At 71.3% G+C, this 26,316-nt stretch carries 21 protein-coding genes and 1 tRNA gene; 6 read left to right on the top strand and 16 right to left on the bottom strand.

Features of this window, described 5'->3' with window-relative positions; all coding sequences use genetic code 11:
- Nucleotides 1-98: 98 nt before the first annotated feature.
- Both ilvA and DI573_RS01045 read right to left on the bottom strand, forming a co-directional pair.
- A complete protein-coding gene (gene ilvA / locus DI573_RS01050; protein ID WP_292809710.1) occupies nt 99-1,349 on the bottom strand; it encodes a threonine ammonia-lyase in 1,251 nt (416 codons plus the stop codon).
- A complete protein-coding gene (locus tag DI573_RS01045) occupies nt 1,346-2,491 on the bottom strand; it encodes an AI-2E family transporter (RefSeq protein ID WP_292809777.1) in 1,146 nt (381 codons plus the stop codon). Before DI573_RS01045 ends, ilvA begins: the two co-directional genes overlap by 4 nt.
- A 118-nt stretch (nt 2,492-2,609) precedes the next feature.
- On the opposite strand from DI573_RS01045, the gene DI573_RS01040 reads away from it, so the two are divergent.
- Together DI573_RS01040 and DI573_RS01035 are read left to right on the top strand one after the other, a co-directional pair.
- Entirely contained in the window at nt 2,610-3,905 is a 1,296-nt protein-coding gene (locus tag DI573_RS01040; RefSeq protein ID WP_292809708.1) for a crosslink repair DNA glycosylase YcaQ family protein, read from the top strand.
- Nucleotides 3,906-3,916: 11 nt separating this feature from the next.
- The gene (locus DI573_RS01035) at nt 3,917-4,813 is read left to right on the top strand and encodes a hypothetical protein (protein ID WP_292809707.1); all 897 of its coding nucleotides are present in this window, start codon (nt 3,917-3,919) and stop codon (nt 4,811-4,813) included.
- A 9-nt stretch (nt 4,814-4,822) separates the two neighbouring features.
- Here DI573_RS01035 and DI573_RS01030 read toward each other — a convergent pair whose 3' ends face one another.
- Nucleotides 4,823-5,392, bottom strand: coding sequence for a LemA family protein (locus DI573_RS01030; RefSeq protein WP_292809705.1), 570 nt, complete (start codon nt 5,390-5,392; stop codon nt 4,823-4,825).
- A 250-nt stretch (nt 5,393-5,642) separates the two neighbouring features.
- Between DI573_RS01030 and DI573_RS01025 the strand changes: the two genes are divergently transcribed.
- Nucleotides 5,643-6,767 (top strand): TerC family protein, encoded by a 1,125-nt coding sequence (locus DI573_RS01025; protein WP_292809703.1) that lies wholly within the window; start codon nt 5,643-5,645, stop codon nt 6,765-6,767.
- A gap of 335 nt (nt 6,768-7,102) precedes the next feature.
- Here DI573_RS01025 and DI573_RS01020 read toward each other — a convergent pair.
- From DI573_RS01020 to DI573_RS00970, 11 genes are all read right to left on the bottom strand, one after another.
- A tRNA-Leu gene (locus DI573_RS01020) sits at nt 7,103-7,175 on the bottom strand.
- Nucleotides 7,176-7,281: 106 nt separating this feature from the next.
- A complete protein-coding gene (locus tag DI573_RS01015) occupies nt 7,282-8,721 on the bottom strand; it encodes an FAD-dependent oxidoreductase (RefSeq protein WP_292809775.1) in 1,440 nt (479 codons plus the stop codon).
- Between the two features lie 47 nt (nt 8,722-8,768).
- The gene (locus DI573_RS01010; RefSeq protein ID WP_292809701.1) at nt 8,769-10,103 is read right to left on the bottom strand and encodes a S8 family serine peptidase; all 1,335 of its coding nucleotides are present in this window, start codon (nt 10,101-10,103) and stop codon (nt 8,769-8,771) included.
- On the bottom strand, nt 10,100-10,618 hold the full coding sequence (locus tag DI573_RS01005) for a DUF501 domain-containing protein (protein WP_292809699.1): 519 nt from the start codon (nt 10,616-10,618) through the stop codon (nt 10,100-10,102). The genes DI573_RS01010 and DI573_RS01005 overlap by 4 nt, the downstream gene beginning before the upstream one ends.
- Before the next feature lie 22 nt (nt 10,619-10,640).
- Nucleotides 10,641-11,216 (bottom strand): septum formation initiator family protein, encoded by a 576-nt coding sequence (locus tag DI573_RS01000; RefSeq protein ID WP_292809697.1) that lies wholly within the window; start codon nt 11,214-11,216, stop codon nt 10,641-10,643.
- Nucleotides 11,217-11,248: 32 nt separating this feature from the next.
- Entirely contained in the window at nt 11,249-12,529 is a 1,281-nt protein-coding gene (eno, locus tag DI573_RS00995; RefSeq protein WP_292809695.1) for a phosphopyruvate hydratase, read from the bottom strand.
- Nucleotides 12,530-12,625: 96 nt separating this feature from the next.
- Nucleotides 12,626-13,294, bottom strand: coding sequence for an O-methyltransferase (locus DI573_RS00990; protein ID WP_292809693.1), 669 nt, complete (start codon nt 13,292-13,294; stop codon nt 12,626-12,628).
- A gap of 74 nt (nt 13,295-13,368) precedes the next feature.
- On the bottom strand, nt 13,369-14,166 hold the full coding sequence (locus DI573_RS00985) for an SGNH/GDSL hydrolase family protein (protein ID WP_292809691.1): 798 nt from the start codon (nt 14,164-14,166) through the stop codon (nt 13,369-13,371).
- A 68-nt stretch (nt 14,167-14,234) separates the two neighbouring features.
- The gene (gene hisS, locus DI573_RS00980) at nt 14,235-15,503 is read right to left on the bottom strand and encodes a histidine--tRNA ligase (RefSeq protein WP_292809773.1); all 1,269 of its coding nucleotides are present in this window, start codon (nt 15,501-15,503) and stop codon (nt 14,235-14,237) included.
- A 39-nt stretch (nt 15,504-15,542) separates the two neighbouring features.
- Nucleotides 15,543-16,271, bottom strand: coding sequence for a MazG family protein (locus DI573_RS00975; protein ID WP_292809689.1), 729 nt, complete (start codon nt 16,269-16,271; stop codon nt 15,543-15,545).
- Nucleotides 16,272-16,389: 118 nt separating this feature from the next.
- Entirely contained in the window at nt 16,390-17,592 is a 1,203-nt protein-coding gene (locus DI573_RS00970) for a Na+/H+ antiporter NhaA (RefSeq protein ID WP_292809688.1), read from the bottom strand.
- Nucleotides 17,593-17,750: 158 nt separating this feature from the next.
- Here DI573_RS00970 and DI573_RS00965 point away from each other — a divergent pair, with 158 nt between their 5' ends.
- A complete protein-coding gene (locus DI573_RS00965; protein WP_292809686.1) occupies nt 17,751-20,432 on the top strand; it encodes a phosphoenolpyruvate carboxylase in 2,682 nt (893 codons plus the stop codon).
- 157 nt (nt 20,433-20,589) lie between these two features.
- Here DI573_RS00965 and DI573_RS00960 read toward each other — a convergent pair whose 3' ends face one another.
- Nucleotides 20,590-21,189: a gamma carbonic anhydrase family protein gene (locus DI573_RS00960; protein WP_292809684.1), complete on the bottom strand. Its 600-nt coding sequence runs from the start codon at nt 21,187-21,189 to the stop codon at nt 20,590-20,592.
- 291 nt (nt 21,190-21,480) lie between these two features.
- Nucleotides 21,481-25,152 (bottom strand): transcription-repair coupling factor, encoded by a 3,672-nt coding sequence (gene mfd / locus DI573_RS00955; RefSeq protein WP_292809682.1) that lies wholly within the window; start codon nt 25,150-25,152, stop codon nt 21,481-21,483.
- 73 nt (nt 25,153-25,225) lie between these two features.
- Between mfd and DI573_RS00950 the strand changes: the two genes are divergently transcribed.
- On the top strand, nt 25,226-25,879 hold the full coding sequence (locus DI573_RS00950; RefSeq protein ID WP_292809680.1) for a hypothetical protein: 654 nt from the start codon (nt 25,226-25,228) through the stop codon (nt 25,877-25,879).
- 4 nt (nt 25,880-25,883) lie between these two features.
- Complete coding sequence (locus DI573_RS00945) at nt 25,884-26,309, top strand: hypothetical protein (RefSeq protein ID WP_292809678.1); 426 nt, start codon at nt 25,884-25,886, stop codon at nt 26,307-26,309.
- Nucleotides 26,310-26,316 lie beyond the last annotated feature (7 nt).

Raw genomic sequence — 26,316 nt, 5'->3', positions numbered from 1 at the left:
CGCGGCGGCCGGCCGGATGCACGTCCCACAATCTGTCGCTCGATCGACGCCACAGCGACAGAAATCGGGACACGCAAGTCTGCGCGAAGGACCGCGCCTCAGTCGGGCACGACCACGGGGTCGAAGCCCGCGTCCTTGAGCGTCTGCAGGGTCAGAGCCTTGTGCTCCTCGCCGCGCGTCTCGACGCTGATCTGCAGGATCACCTCGCTGATCTGCAGTCCCTGGCCGTGCCGGGTGTGCAGCACCTCGATGACGTTGGCCCCGGCATGCGCGATGAGATCCGACACCCGCGAGAGCTGACCCGGACGATCGGGCAACGGGATGCGCATCGTCATGTACCGGCCGGATGCTGCCAGCCCGTGTGAAACGACGCGCTGCAGCAGCAGCGGGTCGATGTTGCCGCCCGAGAGCACAGCGATCGTCGGACCCTGCGCCTGCACCTTGCCCGCGAGGATCGCGGCGACGCCGACGGCGCCGGCGGGTTCGACGACGACCTTGGCACGCTCGAGCAGCACCAGAAGAGCCCGGGCGATGTCGTCGTCGGTGACCGTCACGACGTCGTCGACGAGGTCGCGGATGATGCCGAACGGGATGTCGCCGGGGCGCGCGACGAGGATTCCGTCGGCGATCGTCGGCCGAGTCTCGACCTCGACCGGGTGACCCGCGCGCAGCGAGAGCGGGTACGGCGCGGCATTCTCGGCCTGGACGCCGATGATGCGCACGGTGCGCCCCTCTGCGGCGGCCCGCGCCTTGACGGCGGCGGCGACGCCGGCGATGAGCCCGCCGCCGCCGATCCCGACGAGGATCGTCTCGACCTCGGGCAGATCGTCGATCAGCTCGAGACCGAGCGTGCCCTGCCCGACGACGATGTCGCGATGGTCGAAGGGCGGGATCAACACGGCGCCCGTGCGCTCGGCGAACTCCGCCGCCAGCCGCAGCGGCGTCTCGACGGTCGCCCCCTCGAGGATGACATCGGCGCCGTAGCCCCTGGTCGCGAGGAGCTTGGGCACCGGCACTCCCAGCGGCATGAAGATCGTCGCCGCGATCCCCAGCTCCTGCGCCGCGAGCGCGACGCCCTGGGCGTGGTTCCCGGCGGATGCCGCCACCACTCCCCGCGCGCGCTCCTCGGCGCTGAGCCGCGAGAGACGGTACGTCGCGCCGCGGATCTTGAACGAGCCGGTGCGCTGCAGGTTCTCGAGCTTGAGATGCACCGGCACCCCCAAGACGTCGGAGAGGTGCTGCGACAGCTCGAGCGGCGTGTGCCCGATGACTCCGTGCAGCTCGGCCGCCGCGTCCTCGAACTCCGCCAGCGTCGGCATCGACTGCACGAGGGGCTCGGGAACGCTCATCGGGTACTCCTTCGGGGTCTGGGCACCGTGCTCCAGATCAGGTCACCGCGCACGGCCCGCTCCGGATCCTCCCACGCGCGCGAGCCGATCGAGACGGCGAACACGTTGACGAACGCGGCCAGGGGCACCGCGAACAGCGCACCCGGGATGCCCGCAATCATCGCGCCGCCCGCCACGACGAGCACGACCGCCAACGGATGCACCTTGACCGCGGACCCCATCAGGATGGGCTGGAGCACGTGGGATTCGAGCTGCTGCACACCGAGGACGACCACCAGCATCCAGAAGGCGATCCAGGGGCCGTTGTACACCAGGGCGAGGAACACCGCGACGGTGCCGGTGACGATCGCTCCGATGAACGGCACGAACGCGCCGAGGAAGACCAGCACGGCGACCGGGATCGCGAGCGGCACCCCGAGCAGGAAAGCGCCCAGGCCGATGCCGACGGCATCGATCGTGGCCACGAGCAGCTGCGTGCGGGCGTAGTTGACCACCGTCACCCAGCCCGAGCGCGCGGCCCCGTCGACGGCCGGACGGGCCTCTCGCGGGAACAGCCGCAGCGTCCACTTCCAGATACCGCCGCCGTCGGCCAGGGTGCAGAGCAGGATGAACAGCGCCAGCAGGGCGCCGGTGACGACGTGGCCGAGCGTCGATCCGAACGCGAGCGCCCCCGAGAGCAGCACTTCGGCCTGCTGCTGGATGAAGGTCCAGGCCTGCTGGAGCCAGTCGTCGATCTGCCCCTCGGTCAGGTGCAGCGGCCCGTCGATGAGGTACTGGCGCAGCTGCAGGACCGCGTCCACCGTGCGATCCTGGACACTCGCCCACTGCCGTGACACCTGCCAGATGACCAGCCAGAACAGCGCGGCGACCACGGCGAGCGTGCCGAGCACCGAGATCACGATCGCGAGCCAGCGGGGTACGCGGTGGCGCAGCATCCATGTGAACGCGGGCCAGAGCAGCGCGGTGACGAGGATCGCGATCAGGAGCGGGACGACGAGCAGCTTGAGCTGGATGACGATCCAGATGGCCACGGCGATCGCCCCCGCGATCACGAGCAGGCGCCACGCATACGCCGTCGCCACACGAAGACCGCGAGGGATGCCGGGGGCGATGTCGCTGACGACCGTGCGCTCGCGAAGCATGTCGGCCAAACGCCGACGCGGCTGCTGCGGGGACTCGCTCACCCGGCAAGTCTAGGATCTCGCGCGGACACCCCCGGCTCCCGGGCCCGTGTCGGCGGCCGGGGCTAGGCTGACGCGCGTGAGGCAGACCCTGAGTGCGGCGCAGGCGCGGCGTGCGGCGCTGGCCGCGCAGGGATTCGGGGCGCGACCCGGCGGCAGCGCTGCGGGCGATCCCGGCACGAGGCGCATGAATGCCGAGCTGCGGCGAATGCGCGTGCTGCAGATCGACTCGGTCAACGTCTTCGCGCGCTCGCACTACATGCCCCTCTTCTCCCGACTCGGTCCGTACGACACCGGGCGCCTGGATCGTCTGCTGTTCGCGCGTCGCGCCCCGTACGTCGAGTTCTGGGCGCACGTGGCATCGTTCATCCCCGCAGAGGACTGGGGGCTGTTCGCGTTCCGCATGGACGACCACCGTGCGCGCTACGCGGGGCCGGCCACATGGTTCGCCGAGAACACGGCGACGGTGGAGTGGGTGCGCGCCGAGCTGGCGTCGCGAGGGCCGCTGCGTCCCGCCGAGATCGAGAGCGACGCGCACGCCGCCGCACGGGGGCCGTGGTGGGATTGGAACGAGGTCAAGCGCGCCCTCGAGTACCTGTGGCTGTTCGGCGAGGTCGCGATCGCGGGCCGACGGGGGTTCGAGCGCCGCTACGCGCTGGCGCACGATGTCATCCCCGCCCACGTCCAGCCGGTGGCGCGCGACGAGGCGATGCGCGAGCTGGTCCGGCGAGCAGCCGCCGCCTATGGCGTTGCAACCGAGTCCGATCTCGACGACTACTGGCGCCTGCGTCGCCGGGGCGAGGTGCGCCGGGCGATCGCAGAGCTCGTCGAGGCGGGAGAGCTCCTGCCTGTGGCGGTCGAGGGGTGGGAGCGCGGAGGACGTGCCCTGCCCGCCTGGATGCATCGCGACGCGGTGGTGCCGCGCCGCGTCGAGGCGGCGACCGTGTTGACACCCTTCGATCCCATGGTCTGGTTCCGCGAGCGCGCCGAACGCCTCTTCGCCTTCGACTACCGCATCGAGATCTACACGCCGTCGGCCCAGCGCCGCTTCGGGTACTACTCCCTGCCCGTCCTCGTCGGCGACGACGTCGTCGGACGCGTCGATCTGAAGGCCGACCGCACGAGGTCGCGGCTGCTCGTGCAGTCCGCATGGTGGGAGCCGGGCGCGCCCCCGCACGCGGCCGAGTCGCTCGCCGGGGTGCTGCGCGACGCCGCGACGTGGCAGGGCCTGGAAAGCGTGTCGATCTCAGGCTGGGGCGACGCGGTCGACGATCTCGCCCGCGTCATGTCCGACGCGGCACGGCACGACCGCGTCGATCCGCAGCCGGTCGAACCCGCAGCCGACGAACCCGCGGCCGCGCAGGTGATCGTGTGAGACGGGGCGCTGTGATCGCGATCGCAGCGGCGGTGTCGGCACTGGCACTGGCGGGCATCGGTGCGGCCTGGTGGGTGTCGTCACTCACGCCCTCCGCCGCGGACGCCGCCGACGACTACGTCACCGCGCTCGCCGCCGGTGACATCGACGCTCTCGCCGACCTGGGCGCCTTCGAGGGCGACACGCAGACCGTGCGTGACGCGTTCGCGGGCGCGAGCGGCTTCGTCACCGCGGTCGAGCTCGAGGATCACGGCGCGGGATCCGATGACTCCCACGGATTCAGCGCGTGGGTGGAGCTGGGCGACGAGCGCCGCGAGCTGTTCTTCGTGCTCTCCCGCGCCACCGGGCGATGGCAGCTCGCCGCCGACCATCTCGGGACGCTCCGGGTCAGCACGAGCCTCGGCGACGCGGTGCAGGTGGGCGATGCCTTCGTCGCGGCGGGCGAGGTCGCCCTCCTCCCCGCCGAGTATCCGGTGCGGGCGGCACCCGCCGAGCTCATCGACGGAGAGTCCGTCGCCGTCGTGGCGGGCGATCGTCCGGTCGAGGTGCACATCGATGCGACCCTCTCCCCCGGCGCGGCGGCACTGGCGCAGCAGCAGTTCGACGACTACCTCGATGAGTGCACGACCGGGGGCACCGAGATCCCCTCGCGGTGCGGCATCGTGATCCCCTGGGGCGTCGATCTCGCCGCCGTCACGCGGTTCTCCTACCGCGTCGAGACTCGCCCCCAGCTGGCGCTCGATCCCGCCCCGCAGACGTTCACCGCCTCCGGCGGCGATGTGGTCGTCACCGTCGAGGGCACCGCACATGACGGCTCGCCGGCATCCCTCACCTACCGCGATGCGAACTGGATGCTGCGCGGCGGCATGGACTTCGTCGGCGACGAGCTCGTGCTCGAGGTGTGGTGAGCTCGCGGCTCAGAACTGCACGCGTGGCGGTTCCGAGATCGCGGCACCGTTCTCGACCTCGAAGAACTCCCGCTCGTGGAAGCCGAGGTTGCGGGCGAACAGGTTGTTCGGAAAGACCTTGATCTTGGTGTTGAGCTCGCGCACACCGCCGTTGTAGAAGCGACGGGATGCCTGGATCTTGTCTTCGGTGTCGACGACCGACTGCTGCAGCTGCAAGAAGTTCTGACTCGCCAGCAGCTGGGGATACGCCTCGGCGACGGCGAACAGCGACTTCAGCGCACGCTGCATATGCCCCTCCGCGACGCCCGCCTGCCCTGGAGAATCGGCCGCCAGGGTCTCGGCACGGGCGCGGGTGACGTTCTCGAACACCGCCCTCTCGTGTGCGGCGTACCCCTTGACCGCCTCGATGAGGTTCGGCAGCAGGTCGGCGCGGCGCTTGAGCTGCACGGTGATGTCGCTCCAGGCCTCATCGACGCGCACGTTCAGCGACACGAGGGAGTTGTACGTCGCCCAGAGGTAGATGCCGGCGAAGACGACGAGCGCCACGACGATCAGAACCGGGATGAGCCATTCCCACATGTGAGTCTCCTGCGCGCGTCGACATGGACTCTCTCATCGTACCGAGGAGGGCGCGCTCGGGCCTGGCAGAGCAGTGAGTATCCGCATCCGACGTGCGCACCGGGGTGAACCGGGGTTAGAGTGTCCTGCACAAGGGGAGTACTCCCACTGCGGCGGACCCGTCACTACGGACTCGATGAGGTGTCCCGGCCCGCCGGCCTTCGGGTGGAAGAGACCTTGACGACATCCGTCATCGTCTCTTGGAGTACCCGTGAACATCACCCCCCTCGTGTGGATCATCACGATCGCCGTCACGATCGCGTTCTTCGTCTATGAGTTCTTCGCCCACGTGCGCAAGCCCCACGAGCCGACGATCGGCGAATCGGCGCGGTGGTCCGCGTTCTACATCGCGCTCGCGCTGCTGTTCGGCATCGGTATCGGCCTGGTCTCGGGATGGGACTTCGGCGGCGAGTACTTCGCGGGGTATCTGACCGAGAAGGCCCTGTCGATCGACAACCTGTTCGTGTTCCTGCTGGTGATGGCGGGCTTCGCCGTACCGAAGGCGTACCAGCAGAAGGTGCTCATGATCGGGATCGTGATCGCCCTCGTGCTGCGCGGGATCTTCATCGCCGTGGGCGCGTCGCTGATCGAGAACTTCTCCTGGATCTTCTACCTCTTCGGGGCGCTGCTGCTGTTCCTCGCCTGGCGTCAGGCCTTCTCGGACCACGACAGCAACCCCGTCGACGGCAGGTTCATGCGGTTCGTGCGCCGCCACCTCCGCGTCACCGAGGAGTATCACGGCGACCGGCTGACGGTGCGCCAGGGCGGGATGCTGTTCGTCACACCGATGATGCTCACGATCATCGCGATCGGATTCATCGACCTCATCTTTGCCGTCGACTCGATCCCCGCCATCTACGGGCTGACCAACGAGGCCTACATCGTCTTCACCGCCAACGCGTTCGCCCTCATGGGGCTGCGTCAGCTCTTCTTCCTCATCGGCGGGCTGCTCGAGCGTCTCGTCTACCTCGCGCAGGGGCTCGCCGTCATCCTCGCCTTCATCGGCGTGAAGCTCGTCTTCCACGCCCTGCACGTCAACGAGCTGCCCTTCGTCAACGGCGGGCAGCCGGTGGAGTGGGCACCGGAGATCCCGATCTGGTTCTCGCTGCTGTTCATCGCCGCGACGATCGCGGTCGCGACGGTGGCCAGCCTCGTGAAGACCCGCCGCGACGAGCGCAGCGACGACGATCCCGCGTGGGACGACGCAGACTCCAGCTCGGGCGCACCGAGCCTCGACGAGCAGGTCGATGATGTGCGCGGCGAGGGCGTCGAGGGTGAGATCCGCTACGACGACGAAGCCGAGCGCGCGGCGGGTGCCCGCGACGGGCGCGGCTGAGTCCCGGCATCCCGTCATGCGCGCCCGCCGGGCCCGGGCCTCGGGCCCGGCCGCGGGCCGAACCCACATTTTTGCAGCGAGCCACCCTCCGACGTGTGGTGGCTCGCTGCAAAAATGTGGGTTCGGCGGGACGCACGGGTCGGCCGGAGGCGCGGGTCGACCGGAGGCGCGGGTCGACCGGAGGCGCGGGTCGGCCGGAGGCGCGGGTCGGCCGGAGGCGCGGGTCGACCGGAGGCGCGGGTCGACGGGACGCGGGAGGCGCGGGTCGTCGGCGGCGCGGGATGCTGGAGGCCGAGGTAAGCGACGATCCCCGGGCCGATCCGACCAGCTGTCAGTACCCCCGGTGGGACTCGAACCCACACTTGGGCGATTTTAAGTCGCCTGCCTCTGCCATTGGGCTACGGGGGCGTCGCCGGAACACCGGCACCTTCCCCAGTATCGCCGAAGGCCGCGCGGGGCACCGTACGGAGGTGCCCCGCGCGGCCTTCGGCGCAGTACGGGAGGAGCAGGCCGCTCAGCGCGCGGCGGCTGCTGCCTTGGCGTCGGATTCGACGGCCTCGGGCGCATCGGCCGCCTTGCCCGCCTCGCGCGGGACGGCGGGCGGGGTGACCGCCGGTGCCGCCTCGGGCTGGGCCGGACGCGGCCGTGCGGCGAACTCCTCGAACACGTAGCGCGGGTTCTGCACCGTGGAGAGGTTGACGAGATCGCGGCCGAGGAAGAAGTTGTTGATCCAGCCCCAGACGACGCGGATCTTGCGCTCCCACGAGGGCATCGCCATGCCGTGGTAGCCGCGGTGGGCGAGCCACGCGATGAAGCCCTTGAGCGCGATGCCCTTGGACTGGAACACGCCGTTGTAGAGGCCGAGCCCCGCCACCGCACCGAGGTTGTGGTGGATGTAGTCGACGGGCACCTCGCCGCGCAGCACCGCGGTGAGGTTCTTGGCGAGAAGCTTCGCCTGGCGGACGGCGTGCTGCGCGTTGGGCACGCAGTAGCCTCCGACGCCCTTGCCCGTGAGGTCGGGAACGGCCGACACGTCGCCGGCCGCCCAGGCGCCCTCGACGATCTCTTCGTCGGTGCCCACGCGCAGATCGGCGCGGGTGCGGATGCGACCGCGCTCCTCGACCGGGAGGTCGCCGCCGCGGACTACCGTGGGGTTGGCCATGACACCGGCCGTCCAGATGATCAGGTCAGCGGGGATGGTCTCGCCGGTGGAGAGCTCGACGTTGCCGTCGACGGCGCCCTTGACCTGCGTGTCGAGGTGCACGTAGGCGCCGCGGGTAGCGAGGTCCTTCAGCACCCATTCGCTCGTCTTGAGCGAGACCTCGGGCATGATCCGGCCCATCGCCTCGATCAGGTGGAAGCTCGTGTCGTCGAACGTCAGCTGCGGGTAGTCCTTCAGCAGCGCGGAGGCGAACGAGCGCAGCTCGGCGAACACCTCGATGCCGGCGAATCCGCCGCCGACGACGACGACGGTGAGCAGACGCTCGCGTTCGGGGCCGGCCGGCAGTGTCGCCGCCTTGTCGAAGTTGGACATGAGGCGGTCGCGGATCGCGACGGCCTCTTCGATCGTCTTCAGCCCGATCGCGTTGTCGGCGATGCCGGGGATCGGGAACGTGCGCGAGACGGCGCCCGCGGTCACGACGATCTGGTCGTACTCGTGCTGCCACGGCTCGCCCAGCTCGGGGGTGATCGTGGCGGTCTTGTTGGCGTGATCGATGCCGGTCACCTTGGCCGTGACGACGGTCGTGCGCTTGAGGTGGCGGCGCAGCGCCACCACCGAGTGGCGCGCCTCGATGGATCCGGCCGCGACCTCGGGGAGGAAGGGCTGGTAGGTCATGTACGGCAGCGGGTCGACGATCGTGACCTCGGCCTCGCCCTTTCGAAGGTGCTTCTCCAGCTTCCACGCGGTGTAGAAGCCGGCGTAGCCGCCGCCGACGATGAGGATCTTGGGCACGGCAGGTGTCACGGTGCTTGTCACGATGGGGGGAACTCCTCAAAGGATCACGGAGTCGGTGCGCGGTGTGGGCGCGCCGATCGGATGCGTCGGACAGCTGCGGTGACGCCGAGCGCTACCAGGATACCAGCCAGGGTCGAAGCCAGGAGAGGCAGTGTCCCGTACCGCAGACTGTCCGGGGACGGGAGCAACGCCGAACCGGCCTCCGTTCGGGAGCCGGCCGGAGGAAGCGCCTCGATCTCGACCGGCGCCGCGGTGGGGTCCGGCGCCGGCTCGATATCGGCTCGGCGGTAGAGCCGGATCCACTCCTCGATACTACCCATCGGGTTCTCCGCGACAGCGGGGATGCTGGCCTGCACTGCCGCAGATGCGTCGACGATGCCATAGCCGTAGAGCGGATCGGGTCGCGCGGTGGCAGCCTCGGCCGGTTTCGCCGTCTGGATGAGGCGATTCACGACATTAGCGACGTCGAGTTCGGGGTGGGCCGCGCGCACCAGCGCCGCGATGCCCGCCACGATCGGCGCCGCCCCGCTCGTTCCGCTCCACGTGACGATGCGTCCGTCGGCGGAGACGCCGAGCAGCTGTTCGCTGGGCGCCGAGACTCCGATCGTGATGCCCTGCGTCGACGCCTGCTCGCTCGCGTTTCCGGCCGGGTCCACCCCGCCCACCGTCAGCACGCCGGGAATCGTCGCGGGCGCGCCCACGCGGGTCGTGCCGCTGCCCCTGTTGCCGGCCGCGACGATGACGAGCACGTCGTTCTCGGCGGCGTAGAGGAACGCGTCGTCCCAGCGCGGGTCCCAGTCGAGGGTGTTCGTCGTGAAAGAGAGGTTGATGATGGTGGCTCCGGCATCCACCGACCAGCGGATCGCCTCCGCGACCTGGTCGACGAACGAGACCCGGGCCGTCGTGCCGAAACCGACGGACACCGAGAGCAGCTCGGCCTCGGGCGCGACACCCACCATGCCGGTTCCGCCCGCGGTGCCGCGGGCCGCGGCGAGCGAGGCGACCCACGAGCCGTGGTTGGCATCGACGGCACCGATGGGCGTGCGGCCGTCGGCCGATCCCGCCCCCGACACGTCCGTGCCGCCGACGACCGCGCCCGCGAACTCGGGCGGACCCGCGCCGATACCCGTGTCGATGATCGCGATGCGCTGGCCCGCGCCACGGGTGGTCTGCCACGCCTGCCGCACGCCGAGGGCATCGAGCCAGTACTCTGCCTGGCGGACGGGATCGGCGGTGTCATCCGCGAACGCGGGTTCGACGACGGGGGCGGATGCCGTGGCCGTAGCCGCCGCGGGCGCCACACCGCCCGCGAGCACGATCGCCCCGACCAGCAGCGCCGCGGCACTCGCGCGCAGTCCGCGCGCTCGCCCTGCCCTCACCCGGCGGCTCCGGGATCGGCGCAGACGCAGACGGAGGGGGACCAGCGCGAGCGCGCCAGCGCCAGATCGCCGACGGGATTGACCCCGGGGCCGGCCGCCAGGGCGTGGCCGGCGAGGGCGTGCAGGCACTTGACCCGCCTGGGCATGCCACCGGCGGAGATGCCCTCGATCTCGGGGACCTCGCCGAATCCGGCGCGGTCGGCGAGATAAGCGCGGTGCGCGGCCGCGTAGCCGGCGAGCAGATCGTCGTCGGCCTGGAGGGTCTCCTGCAGCTCGGCCATGACGTGCGTGGCCTCGAGCTCGCTCATCGCCGCCGTCGCCGCAGGGTGGGTGAGGTAGTAGAACGTCGGGAACGGCGTGCCGTCCGGCAGCCGCGGAGCGGTGGCCACGACGGTGGGATTGCCGCAGACGCAGCGCGCGGCAATACCGACGACCCCGCGCACGGGGCGACCCAGCTGCCCGGTGACGACAGCGAGTTCGGCGTCGGTGGGCGCGGCGAAGGGCGGGGTGGTCACCCCACCAGGGTAGTCGCCGCCCTCAGGGCGCCGGCGCCTCGGGCCCGCGGACGGTCTGGGCGAGCCCCGCGGTCGCGACCGAGGAGAGCATCTGCGTCATCCAGTCGGTGCGGGTCTCGGTCACCTCGGCGCTGACGGGCTCGTCGAGCGCGGGCTGGAACGCCGCCTCGAGATCGTTGACGACGAGGTAGACCACCTCGCCGGGTCGCACGTAGTACAGCCGCTCGCGCGCCTGCGTCGTGATGTAAGCGGGGTCGCTCCAGCGCTCCTGCTGCGCCTCCAGGTCGGCGACCTCCTGCTGACCGAGCTGCACCGACGCCTCGAGGGCCGCGATCCGCTGCCGCTGCTGCACGAACGTGCCGACCGTGGGCACCAGCACGAACGCCGCGAGCACGACCAGGCCGAGCATCACGACCATGAAACCCGAGAGCCGGATGCCGCCGAGCCAGCCCCGCACATCGACCTGTCGCCGCGGCGGCCGATCCCGCCGAGGTCGGCCCGCGCGGCCCCGGGCGGACGGGGGTGTCGTGACGGCAGCATCCCGCGTCGTCGTGGCATCGCCTGAAAGCCCGGAGGGGGGAGCCGGCCGTTTCGCCATGACTCCCCCCTCCGATTGCGTGTGCGGTGCGCTCAGCCCTTGTAGCGGGGGAACGCCCCGCGACCCGCGAAGACCGCGGCGTCGCCGAGCTCCTCTTCGATGCGCAGAAGCTGATTGTATTTCGCGACGCGTTCGCTGCGGGCGGGCGCGCCGGTCTTGATCTGACCCGCGTTGACCGCGACGGCGAGGTCGGCGATCGTGGTGTCCTCGGTCTCGCCCGAACGGTGCGAGAGCATCGAGCGGTAGCCGTTCTGGGTGGCGAGCGAGATCGCGTCGAGGGTCTCGGAGAGCGTGCCGATCTGGTTGACCTTGACCAGCAGCGCGTTGCCCACGCCCAGGTCGATGCCGCGCTGCAGACGCTCGGGGTTGGTCACGAACAGGTCGTCGCCGACGAGCTGCACCTTGGTGCCGATGGCGTCGGTGAGCGACTTCCACGCGTCCCAGTCGTCCTCGGCGAGGGCGTCCTCGATCGTGACGATCGGGTAGTTCGCGACGAGATCGGCGAAGTAGTCGGTCAGCTTGTCGGCCGACCAGGCCTTGCCCTCGACGGTGTAGACGCCGTCCTTGAAGAATTCGGTCGCGGCGACGTCGAGACCGACGGTGATGTCGCGTCCGGGCGTGAACCCGGCCTTCTCGATCGCCTTCATCAGGAAGTCCAGACCCTCGCGGTTGCTGGGCAGATCGGGGGCGAAGCCGCCCTCGTCACCGAGACCCGTGGAGAAGCCGGCGGCCTTCAACTCGCCCTTGAGGACGTGGTAGACCTCGGTGCCCCAGCGCAGCGACTCGGCGTAGGTGTCGGCACCCGTGGGGGCGAGGAAGTACTCCTGGAAGTCGATGCCGTTGTCGGCGTGCTCGCCGCCGTTGATGACGTTGAACAGCGGCACGGGCAGGACGTGGGCGTTCGGTCCGCCGAGGTAGCGGAACAGCGGCAGGTCGGCCGAGTCGGCGGCGGCCTTGGCGACGGCGAGGCTGACGCCGAGGATCGCGTTGGCGCCTGTGCGCTTCTTGTTCTCGGTGCCGTCGGTCGCGATCAGGATCTCGTCGATGAGGCGCTGCTCGCTGGCCTCGACGCCCTCGATCGCGGGGCCGAGCTCGTCGATGACGGCCGCCACCGCCTTGAGGACGCCCTTGCCGCCGTAGCGCTTCTTGTCGCCGTCGCGTAGCTCGTACGCCTCGAAGGCGCCGGTGGATGCGCCGGAGGGGACGGCTGCGCGCTGGACGATACCGTCGTCGAGGAGCACCTCCACTTCCACCGTCGGGTTTCCGCGCGAGTCGAGAATCTCGCGTGCGCCTACTGCCTCGATGAGTGCCACGGGGTTGCTCCTTTGTCGTGGACTGAAGGTGGATGGGAGCGTCGTCGATCCGCGGGCCAGTCTAGCGAGGCGCAGTGTCGGGTTTGGGGGTCCGATTCAGGTGAGCACCGCGATCGCGATGCCATCCCACCCCTTCGCGTCGAGCGTCTGGATCGCCGTGGCCTCGAAGCGCGGGTCGCGGGCGAGCATCTCAAGTCCGCGCTGCACGCCGAGGATCTGCGGATCGTCGGTCGCAGGGTCGGCGACCCTGCCCGAGCGGACGATGTTGTCGACGACGACCACCGCGCCCGCCCTGCCGAGCCTGGCGGCCCAGTCGAGGTAGATCGTGTTGGACTCCTTGTCGGCGTCGATGAACACCAGATCGAACGGCTCGACGCCCTCGAGCGTCGGCAGCACGTCGACGGCGCGACCCACCCTGATCTCCACGCGGTCGCCGACGCCCGCGCGGTCGAGATTGGAGCGCGCGATCTCGGCGACGCGGGTCTCGGCCTCGATCGTGACGACACGGCCGCCGTCGGGCAGCGCGCGCGCCAGCCAGATCGTCGAATAGGCCCCGAGCGTGCCGATCTCCAGCACGCGGCGGGCGTTCGTCATGCGGGCGAGCAGATGCAGCAGCTTGCCGTTGACCGGCGCGACCTCGATGGGCGGCAGTCCCGCTGCGCTCTGTGCGGCGATCGCCCGGTCGAGATCGGGGTCGTGCCCGACGAGCGTGGCGGTCAGATAGGCGTCGACGCGCTGCCACGCATCGACGGTGGGCTCGCTCATGGGCCCAGCCAACAAGCAGGCGCGCGCCGCGTCAACCCTCGTGCGCCAAGACCGGCGTCGTGCGCCCCGCGAGCCTACGGGCGCCGTCCGGGGTCGGTGACGGCCTCGACGAGGGCAGGCAGCAGCGCATCGGCGGTACGTCGGTAGCCCAGAGCGCTCGGATGGAAGCGATCAAGGCTGAACATCTCATCGGGCTGCAGGACGAAGAAGGGCCCCACCGCCGCGCGCAGCGACACCGCGCGCGCCCCCGCGTGCCGCGCGGACGCGGTCTGCGCGGCGGCGAGCTGGCGGGACAGGCGCGACACGAGCGCGCGCAGCGGCTGGGGCACCGGCCGGAGCGCCCCGAGATCGGGGCATGTGCCGACCACGACGGCCGCGCCGCGGGCGTGCAGCTGCTCGATCGCCGCGCGCAGATGAGCGACGGATTCGCGCACCGGAACACGGTGCGTCACATCGTTGCCGCCGACGACGATGACCGCCGCATCGGGCGCGTAGCCATCGTCGAGGCTCTCGAGCTGAACCGCGAGGGCGGACGATTCGGAGCCCACGACCGCCGCCGTGCGCAGGCGCACCGGCCGGTGCAGCCGCCGCGCCAGTCCCTTCGCCAGGCGCGCGCCGAGCGTGTCCTTGCGCCGCTCCGCGCCGAGCCCTGCGGCTATCGAGTCACCCAGGAGCAGCAGCTCGAGCGGGCGCCCCTCGAGCCGGCGGCGCCACACCCGGTCGGCGTCGACGGCGATCTCCCCGAGCGGCTTGCCGATGCGCCGTCGCGCAATGGCAGCCTGTCGGGCAAGGAGGCTTCGCACGGCGAAGCCCCCAAGACCTGCGACGACGAGAAGCGCGAGCGCCTGACCGACCGCTCTGGTGCGTCCCATGGGTGAAGTGCACACCCCGCCGGTGAACGGACAGCGACGATCCGGTGACCTCCGGAATCGCCGGCGTCTCAGTCGAGCGGCTTGAGGTCGATCGCGTCGGGTGCCGTTTCTGCCCCGACGATCGCGAACGCCGTGTAGCCGTCGGCTGCGGCGCGCTCGAGCGGCGCCTTGAGATTTTTCGTGCGCTGTTCGACGCGCACGCGCGAACCCCGGGCCACGAGCGCCGCCTTGAGCGAGAGCAGCCGCGGCAGCGGCATGTCGCGATCGTGCACGAGAACGACGGCGGATGCTGTGGCCGCCTCGTCCGCCGACACCAGATCGACGATGCGCTCGAACCCGATCGAGAATCCCACGGCGGGCACATCGGTGCCCAGGAACCGCCCGATCATGCCGTCGTAGCGCCCCCCACCCCCGAGGGAGAAGGACACCGACGGATGAGCGAGCTCGAAGATCGTGCCGGTGTAGTAGCCCATGCCCCGCACGAGGAACGGGTCGAACACGAGCGGGAGACCCTCGCCGCCGTCGACCGGCGGCCGGGCCGCGGCCACGGCCTCGCCGAGCGCCACGAGGTGAGCCACGACGTCGTCGGGGATGCCCTCGGGCAGTGCGCGGCGGATCTGCCGCTCGCCGTAGGGGATCAGCTCCTGGGTCTGCGGGCGGGTGAGGAACCGCTCGAACGCATCGACCGCGGCCTCGTCCGCACCGCGCTCGCGCAGCTCGGCGGCGACGCCCGTCGCACCGATCTTGTCGAGCTTGTCGATCGTGATGAGCACCCCGGGGCGCTGATCGGGCGCGAAGCCGAAGGCTGCCAGCATCCCATCGAGCACCCGGCGGTCGTTGATGCGCACCCGCGCACCCTCGAGCCCGAGCGCGTCGAGGGTGTCGAGCGTCGCGGTGATGAGCTCGGCCTCGGCGCGCGCTGAGGCATCGCCGATGATGTCGATGTCGCACTGCACGAACTGCCGGTAGCGGCCCTTCTGCGGGCGCTCGGCACGCCACACGGGCGCGATCTGGATGGCTCGGAAGACGCCCGGCAGGTCGCCGCGGTGGCTGGCGTAGAACCGGGCGAGCGGAACGGTCAGGTCGTACCGCAGGCCCAGGTCTGCGAGCGCCGCCGGATCATCGGCCGCGGCCCGGATGCCGTCGGCGTCGAGGCCGCGCTTGAGCACGCTGAAGGAGAGCTTCTCGTTGTCGCCGCCGATGCCCGCGTGGAGCCGGTCGTAGTCCTCGACGACGGGGGTCTCGATCTCCTCGAACCCGTGCGCACGGTAGCGGTCGCGGATGATCGCGAGCACACGCTCGCGGCGGGCCTTGTCGGCGGGCAGGAAGTCGCGCATGCCGCGCGGCGGGTTCACGGGTGGCACCCCCCCATCCTCTCAGGTCGCGTCCGCCGGCCTCGTCCGCCGCTCTGCGGTGCGGATCTCGGACTCGAGAGCGCGCAGCCGCTCTCGCAGGGCGCGCTCGGCATCCCACCCGTTCTCTCTCGCCTGCGCGACGAGGCGCAGCAGCGCGTCGCCGAGCTCGGCCTCGGATCGGATCCCGGCAGCGGACCCTGAGCCCGTCGAAGGGCCGGCAGCGGACCCTGAGCCCGTCGAAGGGCCGGTGCCCACCGCCGCCGCCTTGCCCAGCATCTTCTGCGCGAGCGCGAGCGCGGGCATGCCGCGGGCCACACCGTCGAGGACGCTCACGCGCTCCCGCTTCTCGGCGGCCTTCGCGGCGTTCCAGAGCTCCCGCACACGCTCGGGCGTGTCGGCGGTCTCACCGGCGAAGACGTGCGGATGCCGGCGGACCATCTTGTCCGTCAGGTCCGCGGCCACATCCCCGATGTCGAAGGGCGCCTCGGCATCGCGCGACGCGAGCTCGGCGTGGAAGAGCACCTGCCACAGAACATCGCCGAGCTCCTCCCGCAGCTCCGGGCGCGATCCGCTCTCGACGGCGTCGATCAGCTCGTGCGATTCCTCGATCAGGTAGGGCACCAGCTCGCGATGGGTGATCTGCTGCGTCCAGACGCAGCGCTCGCGGACGATGCGCATGGTCTCGGCCGCGTCGGCCAGCGCCCGCGCGCGGTGTGCGGTGACAGCATCCACGTCGTCGGAAGGGGTCATCGACCCATTCTCGTGCGGCCAGGACAGGAGAGGAGCCGAGAACAGGACGAACGGCGCCGAATCATCCTGTGCTCGGCTCCGATCCTGTGCTCGCCGCGCCCCGCGCCGGCGCCCCGCGTCAGTTAAGCTGGCCGCCCGTGGGCGTCGGGGTGTGCGGAACCTGCTGCGCCTCGGCCTCGGTGTCGGCGAGCCGGCGGTAGTGCCGCGCCCGCTGGGACACGAGCACGGCGGCCATCACGAGGGAGACCGCCGACCCGGCGAGCACGCCGAGCGTCGCCTCGTCCCGCACCAGCGCCTCGCCCGCGAACGCCAGCTCGGACAGCAGCAGCGACACGGTGAACCCGATGCCGCCGAGCGCACCGGCCGCGAGCAGGTCGGCGAACGAGAGGTGCGGCGTGGCGCCCCGGTTGCCCACCCGGAGGGAGATCCAGCCGAAGATCGAGATGCCGATGATCTTTCCCACCGGGAGCGCCACGAGGATTCCCCAGAACGCCGGCGAGAGCTCGGTCGGCGAGACCTGCGGGATCACGACGAGCGCGGCCGAGAAGGCGAACAGGGGCAGCACGATGCCGTTGACCCACGGCTCGAGCGCGTGGCGGGTGGCGAGGGCCGGGCGCTGGAACATGGCAAGGCCCAGAGCCACACCCGCGATCGTCGCGTGGACGCCCGAGAGATAGACCAGCACCCAGGTGGCGATGCCCAGCAGCACGAGCACGATCGCGAGCGGCACGCGCGCCCGCGTGTCGAGCAGGCGGCTCAGGATGCCGAAGACGACCACGAGCACCGCGGCCAGCGCGAGCAGGCCGACGTTGACGTCGGTGGTGAAGAGCACGGCGATGAAGATGATGCCGACGATGTCGTCGAGGATCGCGAGGGCGAGCAGGAAGATGCGGATGCCGGCGGGCAGTCCTTTGCCGAAGACGGCGAGCACGCCAAGCGCGAAGGCGATGTCGGTCGCGGTGGGGATCGGCCAGCCCGAGGACGCGTCCGACCCCGCGGCGAACGCGAGGAACACGGCGATCGGGATCAGCACGCCGCCGGTCGCGGCGATCGCCGGTTGGAGGGCCTTTCGGGCCGAATTGAGCTCGCCGTTGGTGAGCTCGAACTGCAGCTCGACCGCGACGACGAAGAAGAAGATCGCGAGCAGGCCGTCCTGCACCCAGTGCCCGATGGACATCTCGAACACGCCCGGGATGCCGAGATAGGTCTCCTTCAGGGCGCCCACCGCCGGACCGGCCGGCGAGTTGGCGACGATCAGGGCGGCGATGGCGGCCGCGAGCAGGATGATCGCGGGAAAACGGGCAGAGCGCAGCAGGGACACACGGGTCCTTTCGTCGGGGGTCGCGGTGGGCGCGCGCGCACCGCCGCCGACCAGACTTCCCGGCACACCAGGTTCCCAGTCTACCCGGCGAGCTGCCGCCTCCCCGGGGGCCCGCCCGCGTGACGAACAGGAAACACGCTCGCGCTAACGTGGAGATCATGCTCGATCCCACCCCCACCGAAGCCATCGACCTCGTCGGACGCTTCGATGCCGGTCAAGAATTGCCCGAAACGATGCGTGCCGATGTGCGCATGCTGGGGTCGCTGCTCGGTCAGGTGCTGCGCGAGAGCGGAAGCCCGGGCCTGTATGAAGACGTCGAGCGCCTGCGGACCGCCACGATCGCGGCCTACACCGACACCTCGCCCGAAGCGTTCGCCCGCGCGGCGGCGATCGTGGAGTCCTTCACGGTCGCCCGCGCCGACGAGGTGGCACGCGCGTTCACGTGCTACTTCCACCTCGTCAACCTCGCCGAGGAGCACCAGCGCGTGCGCATCCTGCGCGAGCGCGACGGACGCCCCGAGAAGGAGGATGCCACCGACTCCGTCGCGGCGGCCTTCGTGCGGCTATCGGCCGAAGTCGGCGACGAGACGGCTCTCGCGCGCTTGCAGGCGCTGCGGTTCCACCCGGTCTTCACCGCGCACCCCACCGAGGCGCGCCGCCGCGCGATCTCGACGAGCGTGCGCCGCATCGCCGCGCTGCTCGAGGAGCTCGACGCGTCGCTGCGCGGAGGGGCCGACGAGCGCCGCGCCCGCCGCCGGATCCTCGAGGAGATCGACACGCTCTGGCGCACCGCCCCGCTCCGCGCCGAGAAGCCCTCGCCCACCGACGAGGTGCGCGCCGTCATGGCCGTCTTCGACGACACCCTGTACACGGCGGTCCCCCACGTGTACCGCCGCATCGACGACGCCCTCCAGGGTCTCGCGGCCGGTCAGCGGCCTCCCGTCGTGCGTCCCTTCGTGCGCATCGGCTCGTGGGTGGGCGGCGACCGCGACGGCAACCCCTTCGTCACCGCCAAGGTCACGCGCAAGGCTGCGGGCATCGCGTCGGAGCACGTGCTGCGGGGTCTCGAGCGCACGACCGAGAGGGTGGGTCGCGCGCTGACCCTCGACGCCGACACGACCCCGCCGAGCGACGCACTCGTCGCGCTGTGGCACAGGCTGCGCGCCGCCGACGAGGACGCGGCGGCCGACATCGCCAAGCGCTCGCCCTCCGAGCCGCACCGGCGCATCCTGCTCCTGATCGCGCGCCGCATCGCCGCGACGCGCACGCGCGACGCCGACCTCGCCTACCGCGAGCCGGACGAGCTGCTGGCGGAGCTGCGCACGGTGCAGACCTCGCTCGCGTCCGCCGGCGCCGCCCGCCATGCGTACGGCGCGCTGCAGCAGCTGATCTGGCAGGTCGAGACCTACGGCTTCCATCTGACCGAACTCGAGGTGCGCCAGCATTCGCAGGTGCATCGCACGGTGCTCGCCGAGCTCGACGCGCTCGCGCCGGGCGCCGCGCGCAGCGACCTGGCGGAGGAGGTGCTCGACGTCTTCCGCTCGATCGCCTTCGTGCAGGACCGCTTCGGCCCCCGCGCCGCGGGCCGATACATCGTCTCGTTCACCCAGTCGGCCGAGGATCTCGCCAACGTGCACCGCCTGGCCCGCTACGCGGTGGGCCCGGATGCCGAGGGACCGACCCTCGACGTCATCCCGCTGTTCGAGACCTTCGCCGACCTGCAGGCGGCGCCCGGGATCCTCGCCGAGATCGTGGAGCATCCGATGTTCGCCGCGCGGCTGGAGGCGACCGGCCGCAGGCTCGAGGTGATGCTGGGATACTCCGACTCGTCCAAGGACGTCGGTCCGGTCGCGGCCAACCTCGCGCTGTACGAAGCGCAGGCGAAGATCGCCGCCTGGGCCCGGGAGACCGGCATCGAGCTGACGCTCTTCCACGGCCGCGGAGGTGCTCTCGGCCGAGGCGGCGGGCCCGCCAACTCGGCGATCCTCGCGCAGCCGCCGCACTCCGTCGACGGCCGGTTCAAGCTCACCGAACAGGGCGAGGTCATCTTCGCCCGGTACGGCGACCCCGCCATCGCGATGCGCCACATCGACCAGGTCGCCGCCGCGACCCTGCTGGCCTCCTCCCCCTCGATCGAGCAGCGGAACGAGGCCGCGGCGGAGAAATACGCGCACATCGCGGCGACGCTGGACACAGCATCCCGTGAGCGCTTCTTCGCCCTCGTCAAGGCCGAGGGGTTCGCGCCGTGGTTCGCCACCGTCACGCCGATGGAGGAGGTCGGGCTGCTCGCTCTGGGCTCGAGGCCCGCGCGGCGCGGCCTGTCGGTCGAGTCGCTCGAGGACCTGCGCGCGATCCCGTGGGTGTTCGCATGGACGCAGGCCCGCATCAACCTCGCCGGCTGGTTCGGCCTGGGCACCGCTCTCGAGGCGGTCGGCGACGAGGCGCTGCTGCGCGAGGCCTACGAGCAGTGGCCGCTGCTGCGCACCATGATCGACAACGTCGCGATGAGCCTCGCCAAGGCCGATGCGCGCATCGCCAAGCGCTATCTCGACCTCGGCGACCGCAGCGACCTCGCCGATCTCGTCGCGGGCGAGATGGAGCTGACGCGGGCATGGGTGATCCGCATCACGGGCGGTGACGATCTGCTCGAGAACCGCCCCGTCCTGGGGCGCGCGGTCAAGATGCGCAGCCCCTACGTCGACGCGCTGTCACTGCTGCAGCTGCGTGCGCTGCGCGCGCTGCGCGCCACGGCCGAGGGCGAGAAGCCCGATCCCGAGCAGCAGCGCCTGCTGCTGCTGTCGGTCTCGGGTGTCGCGGCGGGGCTGCAGAACACGGGGTGAGAATCGCGGGCCCGGGCGTCGCCCGACGCGAGCGGCGTGCACGGCTGCGGACAGATCGCCCGACACGCCGGAGGCTCTGGCCGAGGCGCGGCGTGTCGGCGACAGCATCCGCCGTTGTGCACGCCCAATGGGGCCGTACCCGGGTGGAGGGCGGGTCTCAGCCGATGCGGCGGTCGTGCGCATGCCGGGCAAGGCTGCGTCCGTAGCGCTCGGTGAGCTGCACCATCAGGTCGGGCGTGTCGCGGTCCAGGCCGAACACGTAGCCGGGAAAGTCGAGTTCCTGCTGCGCCGCCCAGATCTTGTCGTGCGCGCTGGGCGGGTGGATGCCGAGCGGGTCGCCGACGGCCACCCAACCGATCGGCACCACGGTCTCGGGCGGCAGTGTCGTGCGCAGATGCACGACGGCGCCGACACGCACCTCGCAGCGGTCGCCGATGTGGGCTCCGTTGAAGACGCGCGTGCCCGTCGCGAGGAACACCTCTGCCCCGATCGTCGCACCGCTGACGGTGGCGCCCGGACCGATGAGGGTGTGGTCGGCGATGTGCACGGGGTCGGCGGCACTTGCCCGGACCACCGCGTTCTCCATCACGATGACGCTCTCGGCGAGCGTGATCGGGCCGCCCTCGGCGGTGATGATCGCGCCGTGCAGAACCTGGCAGTCGGCGCCGATCTCGACATCCCCCGACACGACCGCGGTCTCGGCGATGACCGCCGTCGGATGGATGCGCGGCCTCGCGCCCAGATGCTCGAACTGCACGGCCTCACCCTAGCCGCGCCGGGCTCGCGCGGCCACCCGCGCCGGCCCCGCTCCCGAACCCTGCTTCCGCACCCTGCTTCCACACCCCGCTCCAGCACCCTGCTCCCGCACCCTGCTTCCACACCCTGGTGACCATGTCCCACTTTCGGTCGCTCCGGGGCGCGGTGGGCGACAGAAAGTGGGACATCACCCCGGCGAGCTGAGGCGCGGCATCCCGCCGCGGTGAGCGTGTCCCGAACAATGTCGCTATGACCCGCGGCGGGCGACAGAAATTGGGACACCGAAGGGGAGTTATCGGGGCGACGGGACGGCGGTCGAGCCGCGCGCGCCGTCGGGCGCATCGGCGCCGGCCGGCGCACCGTCCGCCGCGGGCGCATCCGCCGCCGGCTCGGGAAACAGCGCCGTCAGCAGCTGGCTGACCCAGGCGATCAGTTCGTCATCGCCGAGCGGCTCGCCACCGACACGCGGCATCGGCACGACCAGAGCGTCGCCACCCTGGACCAGCTTGGCGTTCGGATACAGGCGCTGCAGCCGCACGCGTCGCGAATCCGGCAGCTGCGCGGGCGCGACGCGGAGATTCGGACCCATCGCGACGACGTCGGTCAGACCCGCCCGGGCCGCACGCCGGCGCAGTCGTGCCACCTGCACGAGGCCCGAGACCTCGGCCGGCGGCTCGCCGTAACGATCGCGCAGCTCGTCGATGACGAGGTCGATCGCGTCGGGCTCTGCGTTGGCGGCAGCGGCCGCCGACAGCTTCTGGTAGGCCTCGAGCCGCAGGCGCTCGCTCTCGATGTAGGTCTCCGGCACGCGCGCCTGTACGGGCAGCTCGAGACGCAGCTCGGCGGGCCCCTCGGTGTCTTCGCCGCGGAACGTCGCGACCGCCTCGCCGATCATGCGCAGGTAGAGGTCGAAGCCGACGCCGGCGATGTGCCCCGCCTGCTCGGCGCCCAGCAGATTGCCGGCGCCCCGCAGCTCGAGGTCCTTCAGCGCCACCTGCATGCCCGAGCCGAGATCGTTGTTGACCGCGATGGTCTCGAGACGGTCGGCGGCGGTCTCGGAGAGGGGCTTCATCTCGTCGTACAAGAAGTAGGCGTAGGCGCGCTCGCGCGCGCGTCCCACCCGCCCGCGCAGCTGATGCAGCTGCGAGAGCCCGTATTTGTCGGCCCGGTCGATGATGATCGTGTTGGCGTTGGCGATGTCGAGGCCCGTCTCGATGATCGTCGTCGAGACGAGCACATCGAACTTGCGCTCCCAGAAGTCGTCGACGACCTGCTCGAGCGCGTGCTCACCCATCTGCCCGTGTGCGACGGCGATCCGCGCCTCGGGCACGAGCTCGGCGAGGTGCGCCGCGACCCGCTGGATCGAATGCACGCGGTTGTGCACGTAGAACACCTGGCCCTCGCGCAGCAGCTCGCGCCGGATCGCCGCCGCGATCTGCTTGTCGTTGCGAGGGCCGACGAAGGAGAGGATGGGATGCCGATCCTCGGGCGGCGTCGCGAGAGTCGACATCTCGCGGATCCCTGTGACCGCCATCTCGAGCGTGCGGGGGATGGGGGTTGCGCTCATGGCCAGGATGTCGACGTTGGTCTTGAGCTTCTTGAGCGCGTCTTTGTGCTCGACGCCGAAGCGCTGCTCCTCGTCGATGATCATCAGGCCGAGGTCCTTGAACAGCACCTGCTCGGTGAGGATGCGATGCGTACCGATCACCATGTCGACGGTCCCGTCGGCGAGCCCTTTGACGATCTCGCGCGCCTGCTTGTCGGTCTGGAACCGCGAGAGGGCGCGCACGTGCACGGGGAACCCGGCGAAGCGCTCGGTGAACGTCTCGAGGTGCTGCTTGACCAGGAGCGTCGTGGGCACGAGCATCGCGACCTGCTTGCCGTCTTGGATCGCCTTGAACGCCGCCCGCACGGCGACTTCGGTCTTGCCGAATCCGACGTCGCCCGAGAGCAGACGGTCCATCGGGATGGGGCGCTCCATGTCGGCCTTGATCTCGTCGATCGTCTGCAGCTGGTCGAGCGTCTCGGCGAACGGGAAGGCCTCTTCGAGCTCCCTCTGCCAGGGCGTGTCGGGCCCGAAGGCGTGACCCTTGGCCGACATGCGCGCCGAGTAGAGCTTGACGAGCTCGACGGCGATGTCGCGCACCGCCTTGCGCGCGCGGCCCTTGGCCTGCGCCCAGTCGCTGCCGCCCATCTTCGACAGGGTCGGGGCTTCGCCGCCGACGTACCGCGAGAGCAGGTCGAGCTGATCGGTGGGCACGAACAGCTTGTCGCCGGGATACCCGCGCTTGGACGGGGCGTACTCGACGACGAGGTACTCGCGGGTGCTCTTGACGGGGTTGCGGCCGCCGGAGGAGACCTCGCGCTGCACGAGCTCGACGAAGCGGCCGATCCCGTGGGTGGCATGCACGACGAAGTCGCCGGCCTTCAGCTGCATCGGATCGACGACGTTGCGGCGGCGAGAGGCGAGCTTCTTGACTACGCGGGAATCACCGCCGATGGTGCGCCCGTAGAAGTCGGACTCCGTCAGGACCGCCAGCTGCGCCTCGGCGGATTCGAAGCCCGCCTCGATCTGCGCCTTGACCAGCAGAGCCACACCCGGCTCGGGCGGCTCGATGACGGCATCCGTCACCCGCGCCGCGAAGCCGCGCTCGGCGAGCACGTCGCGCGCGCGGTCGACCAGCCCCGCCCCCGACGCCGCCACCACGACGCTCCAGCCGCGGGCCAGCAGGTCGCCGACGTGCGCGGTGGCGCCGTCGACATTGCCGTGGAACGAGGGCACCGCGGTGCCCGGCACCCGCAGGGGGGCGGCCTCGTCGTCGGCCGAGACGTCGAGGATGCCCTCGGCCGCCGCGTCGGCCGCACCCGAGTCGAAGGCGCTGAAGGTCCACCACACTCCCCCGCGCTCACGGGCGGCCTCGCGCAGCAGCGGCAGGGTCAGGAAGTCGCCCGCACCCAGATCGATCGGCGTGTCGGCGCCCGCGGTCGCGGCGCTCCACGCAGCCTCGAGGAACTCGCGATTGGTCTCCTGCAGGTTGAGGGCGCGGGCGATGGCCCGCTCGGGGTCGACGAGCGCGACCGCAGTGCCCGCGGGCAGATAGTCGACGAGCGGAAGCAGGTGGTCGACGAGGGCGGGCGTGAGCGACTCCATGCCATCGACGGGGATGCCCTCGGCCATGCGCTCGAGCATGCTCGAGAGGCCCGGCAGGCTCGACTGCAGGCCGCGCGCGCGTTCGCGCACCTCGGTCGTCAGGAGCAGCTCGCGCGTGGGCGGCAGCCGCACCTCGTGGACCTCACCCGGCAGCGATCGCTGATCGGCGACGGAGAAGGCGCGGATCTGGTCGACCTCGTCGCCGAAGAATTCCACTCGGTAGGGGTGCTCCGCCACCGCGGGGAAGACGTCGAGGATTCCGCCCCGCACGGCGAACTCGCCGCGTCGCGAGACCATGTCCACGCGGGCGTACGCCAGCTCGACGAGGCGTTCGGCGAGCTCGGGCAGCTCATACCCGCGCCCCTGCGCGCGCAGGACGACGGGTTCGACCGTGTCGAGGCCCGGCGCGATCGGCTGCAGCGCAGCGCGCACCGACGCCATGACGACGAGGGGCGCATCGCCGGCGTGCGCGGCGATGCGGCGCAACACCTCGAGGCGCGCGCCGACGGTCTCGGCGCTCGGGCTGAGGCGCTCGTGCGGCAGGGTCTCCCATGCCGGGAAAGCAAGCACCGTCGCGCCGGGCAGATACGCCTGCAGTGAGGGGGCGAGCTGGTCGGCGCGGCGGCCCGTGGGCGTGATCGCGAGCAGCACGGGGGGCTTCTGCGCGCGGGCCCGCTTGTCGAGGAGCGCGGCGAGGGTGGGCGCGACAAGGCCCTCGACGAGCGAGAAGTCGGCGTCGACGGACGCCGGAGCCCCGCCGTCTGCGAACGCGCCTGAGCGCGCGAGGGCGCGCGTGATCCCGTGAATCGTCACCGCACAAGTCTAGGAGCCTCCTCCGACATCCCTCCCCCGGGGACCCTCGGGGAGCCCGGCCTAGGATGAGGGGATGAGCGAGCAGCCGGCACCGGGTTCCGATTCCGCGCCTCCCCCGCCCCCCGTGCCGCCTCTGCCCATCCCACCGGCACAGCCCCCCTCGCCCCCCGCCGCGCAGCCGCCGTACCCGGCATACGCCCCCGCGCAGCCGCCGTACCCCACGCACCTGCAGGCGCAGCCGCCGTACCCCACGCACCCGCAGGCGCAGCCGCCGTACCCCACGCACCCGCAGGCTCACCAGCCGTACCCGGTGCACCCCCAGCCCCCCGCCGCGCCGCGCCCGATCGGACGCCCGGCGCTCGGCATCGTGGCGCTCGTGCTCGCGATCATCGCGCTCGTCGCCCCCACCGTCGCGGTGGGCCCGGCGGCGTTCACCGTAGGCCTCGAGGTCGCGCCGGCGCTGGCGAGCCCCGTCCCTCCGTCCGACCTCGCGGTCCTGGCCCCGGTGCGGAGCTGGGTGCTCGTCGGCGAGATCGCCTTCTGGGCCGGCACGGTGCTCGGAATCTGGGCGATCGCGCAGGCGATCGTCGCGATCACCCGCCGACGCGGCCGCGGCCAGGGCATCGCCGCGGTCGTGATCGCGCCGATCGGATTCGTCGTGTTCGTCAGCGTCGCGAGCGGCTTCTTCTTCGCCGGGCTCGCCGCGGGCGCGCCGTTCGGCCCCTGATCCGATGCCTCCCGCCCCGCCCGCGCGACCGCGACGACCGCGCACCCTCGGCGTCATCGCCCTCTCGCTCGCCGCTGTGGCGGCCGCGATCGCCCCCGCCGTCGTGCTCGTCGGCGGATACATCCTCGGCGGCATCGGCGCCCACGTCGACCTCACCGCGATGGGCACGGCGGGCGAGCGCCTCGACCCCGAGACCCTGCCCGCGGCCGCGCGCACCCTGGTCGAGCAGAGCAGCGTGTGGCTCGCGATCGGCAACGGCGGGTGGATGCTGTCGGCCATCGCCGCGCTCGTGCTCGGCGTGATCGCGATCGCCACCCGCCGCGGCCGCGCGTGGGGTGTCGTCGCGGTGATCCTGGTGCCGATCAGCTACGTCGTGGTGCAGCTCGCGTTCCCGCTCGGCCTCGCGGGGGGCACGGCGCCGTACGTCTGAGTCGCGC

This window comes from Microbacterium sp., assembly GCF_003248605.1.
Taxonomy (GTDB): domain Bacteria; phylum Actinomycetota; class Actinomycetes; order Actinomycetales; family Microbacteriaceae; genus Microbacterium.
The sequence above is the reverse complement of the archived record's forward strand: the minus strand, read 5'-3'. Positions and strand labels throughout refer to the sequence as shown.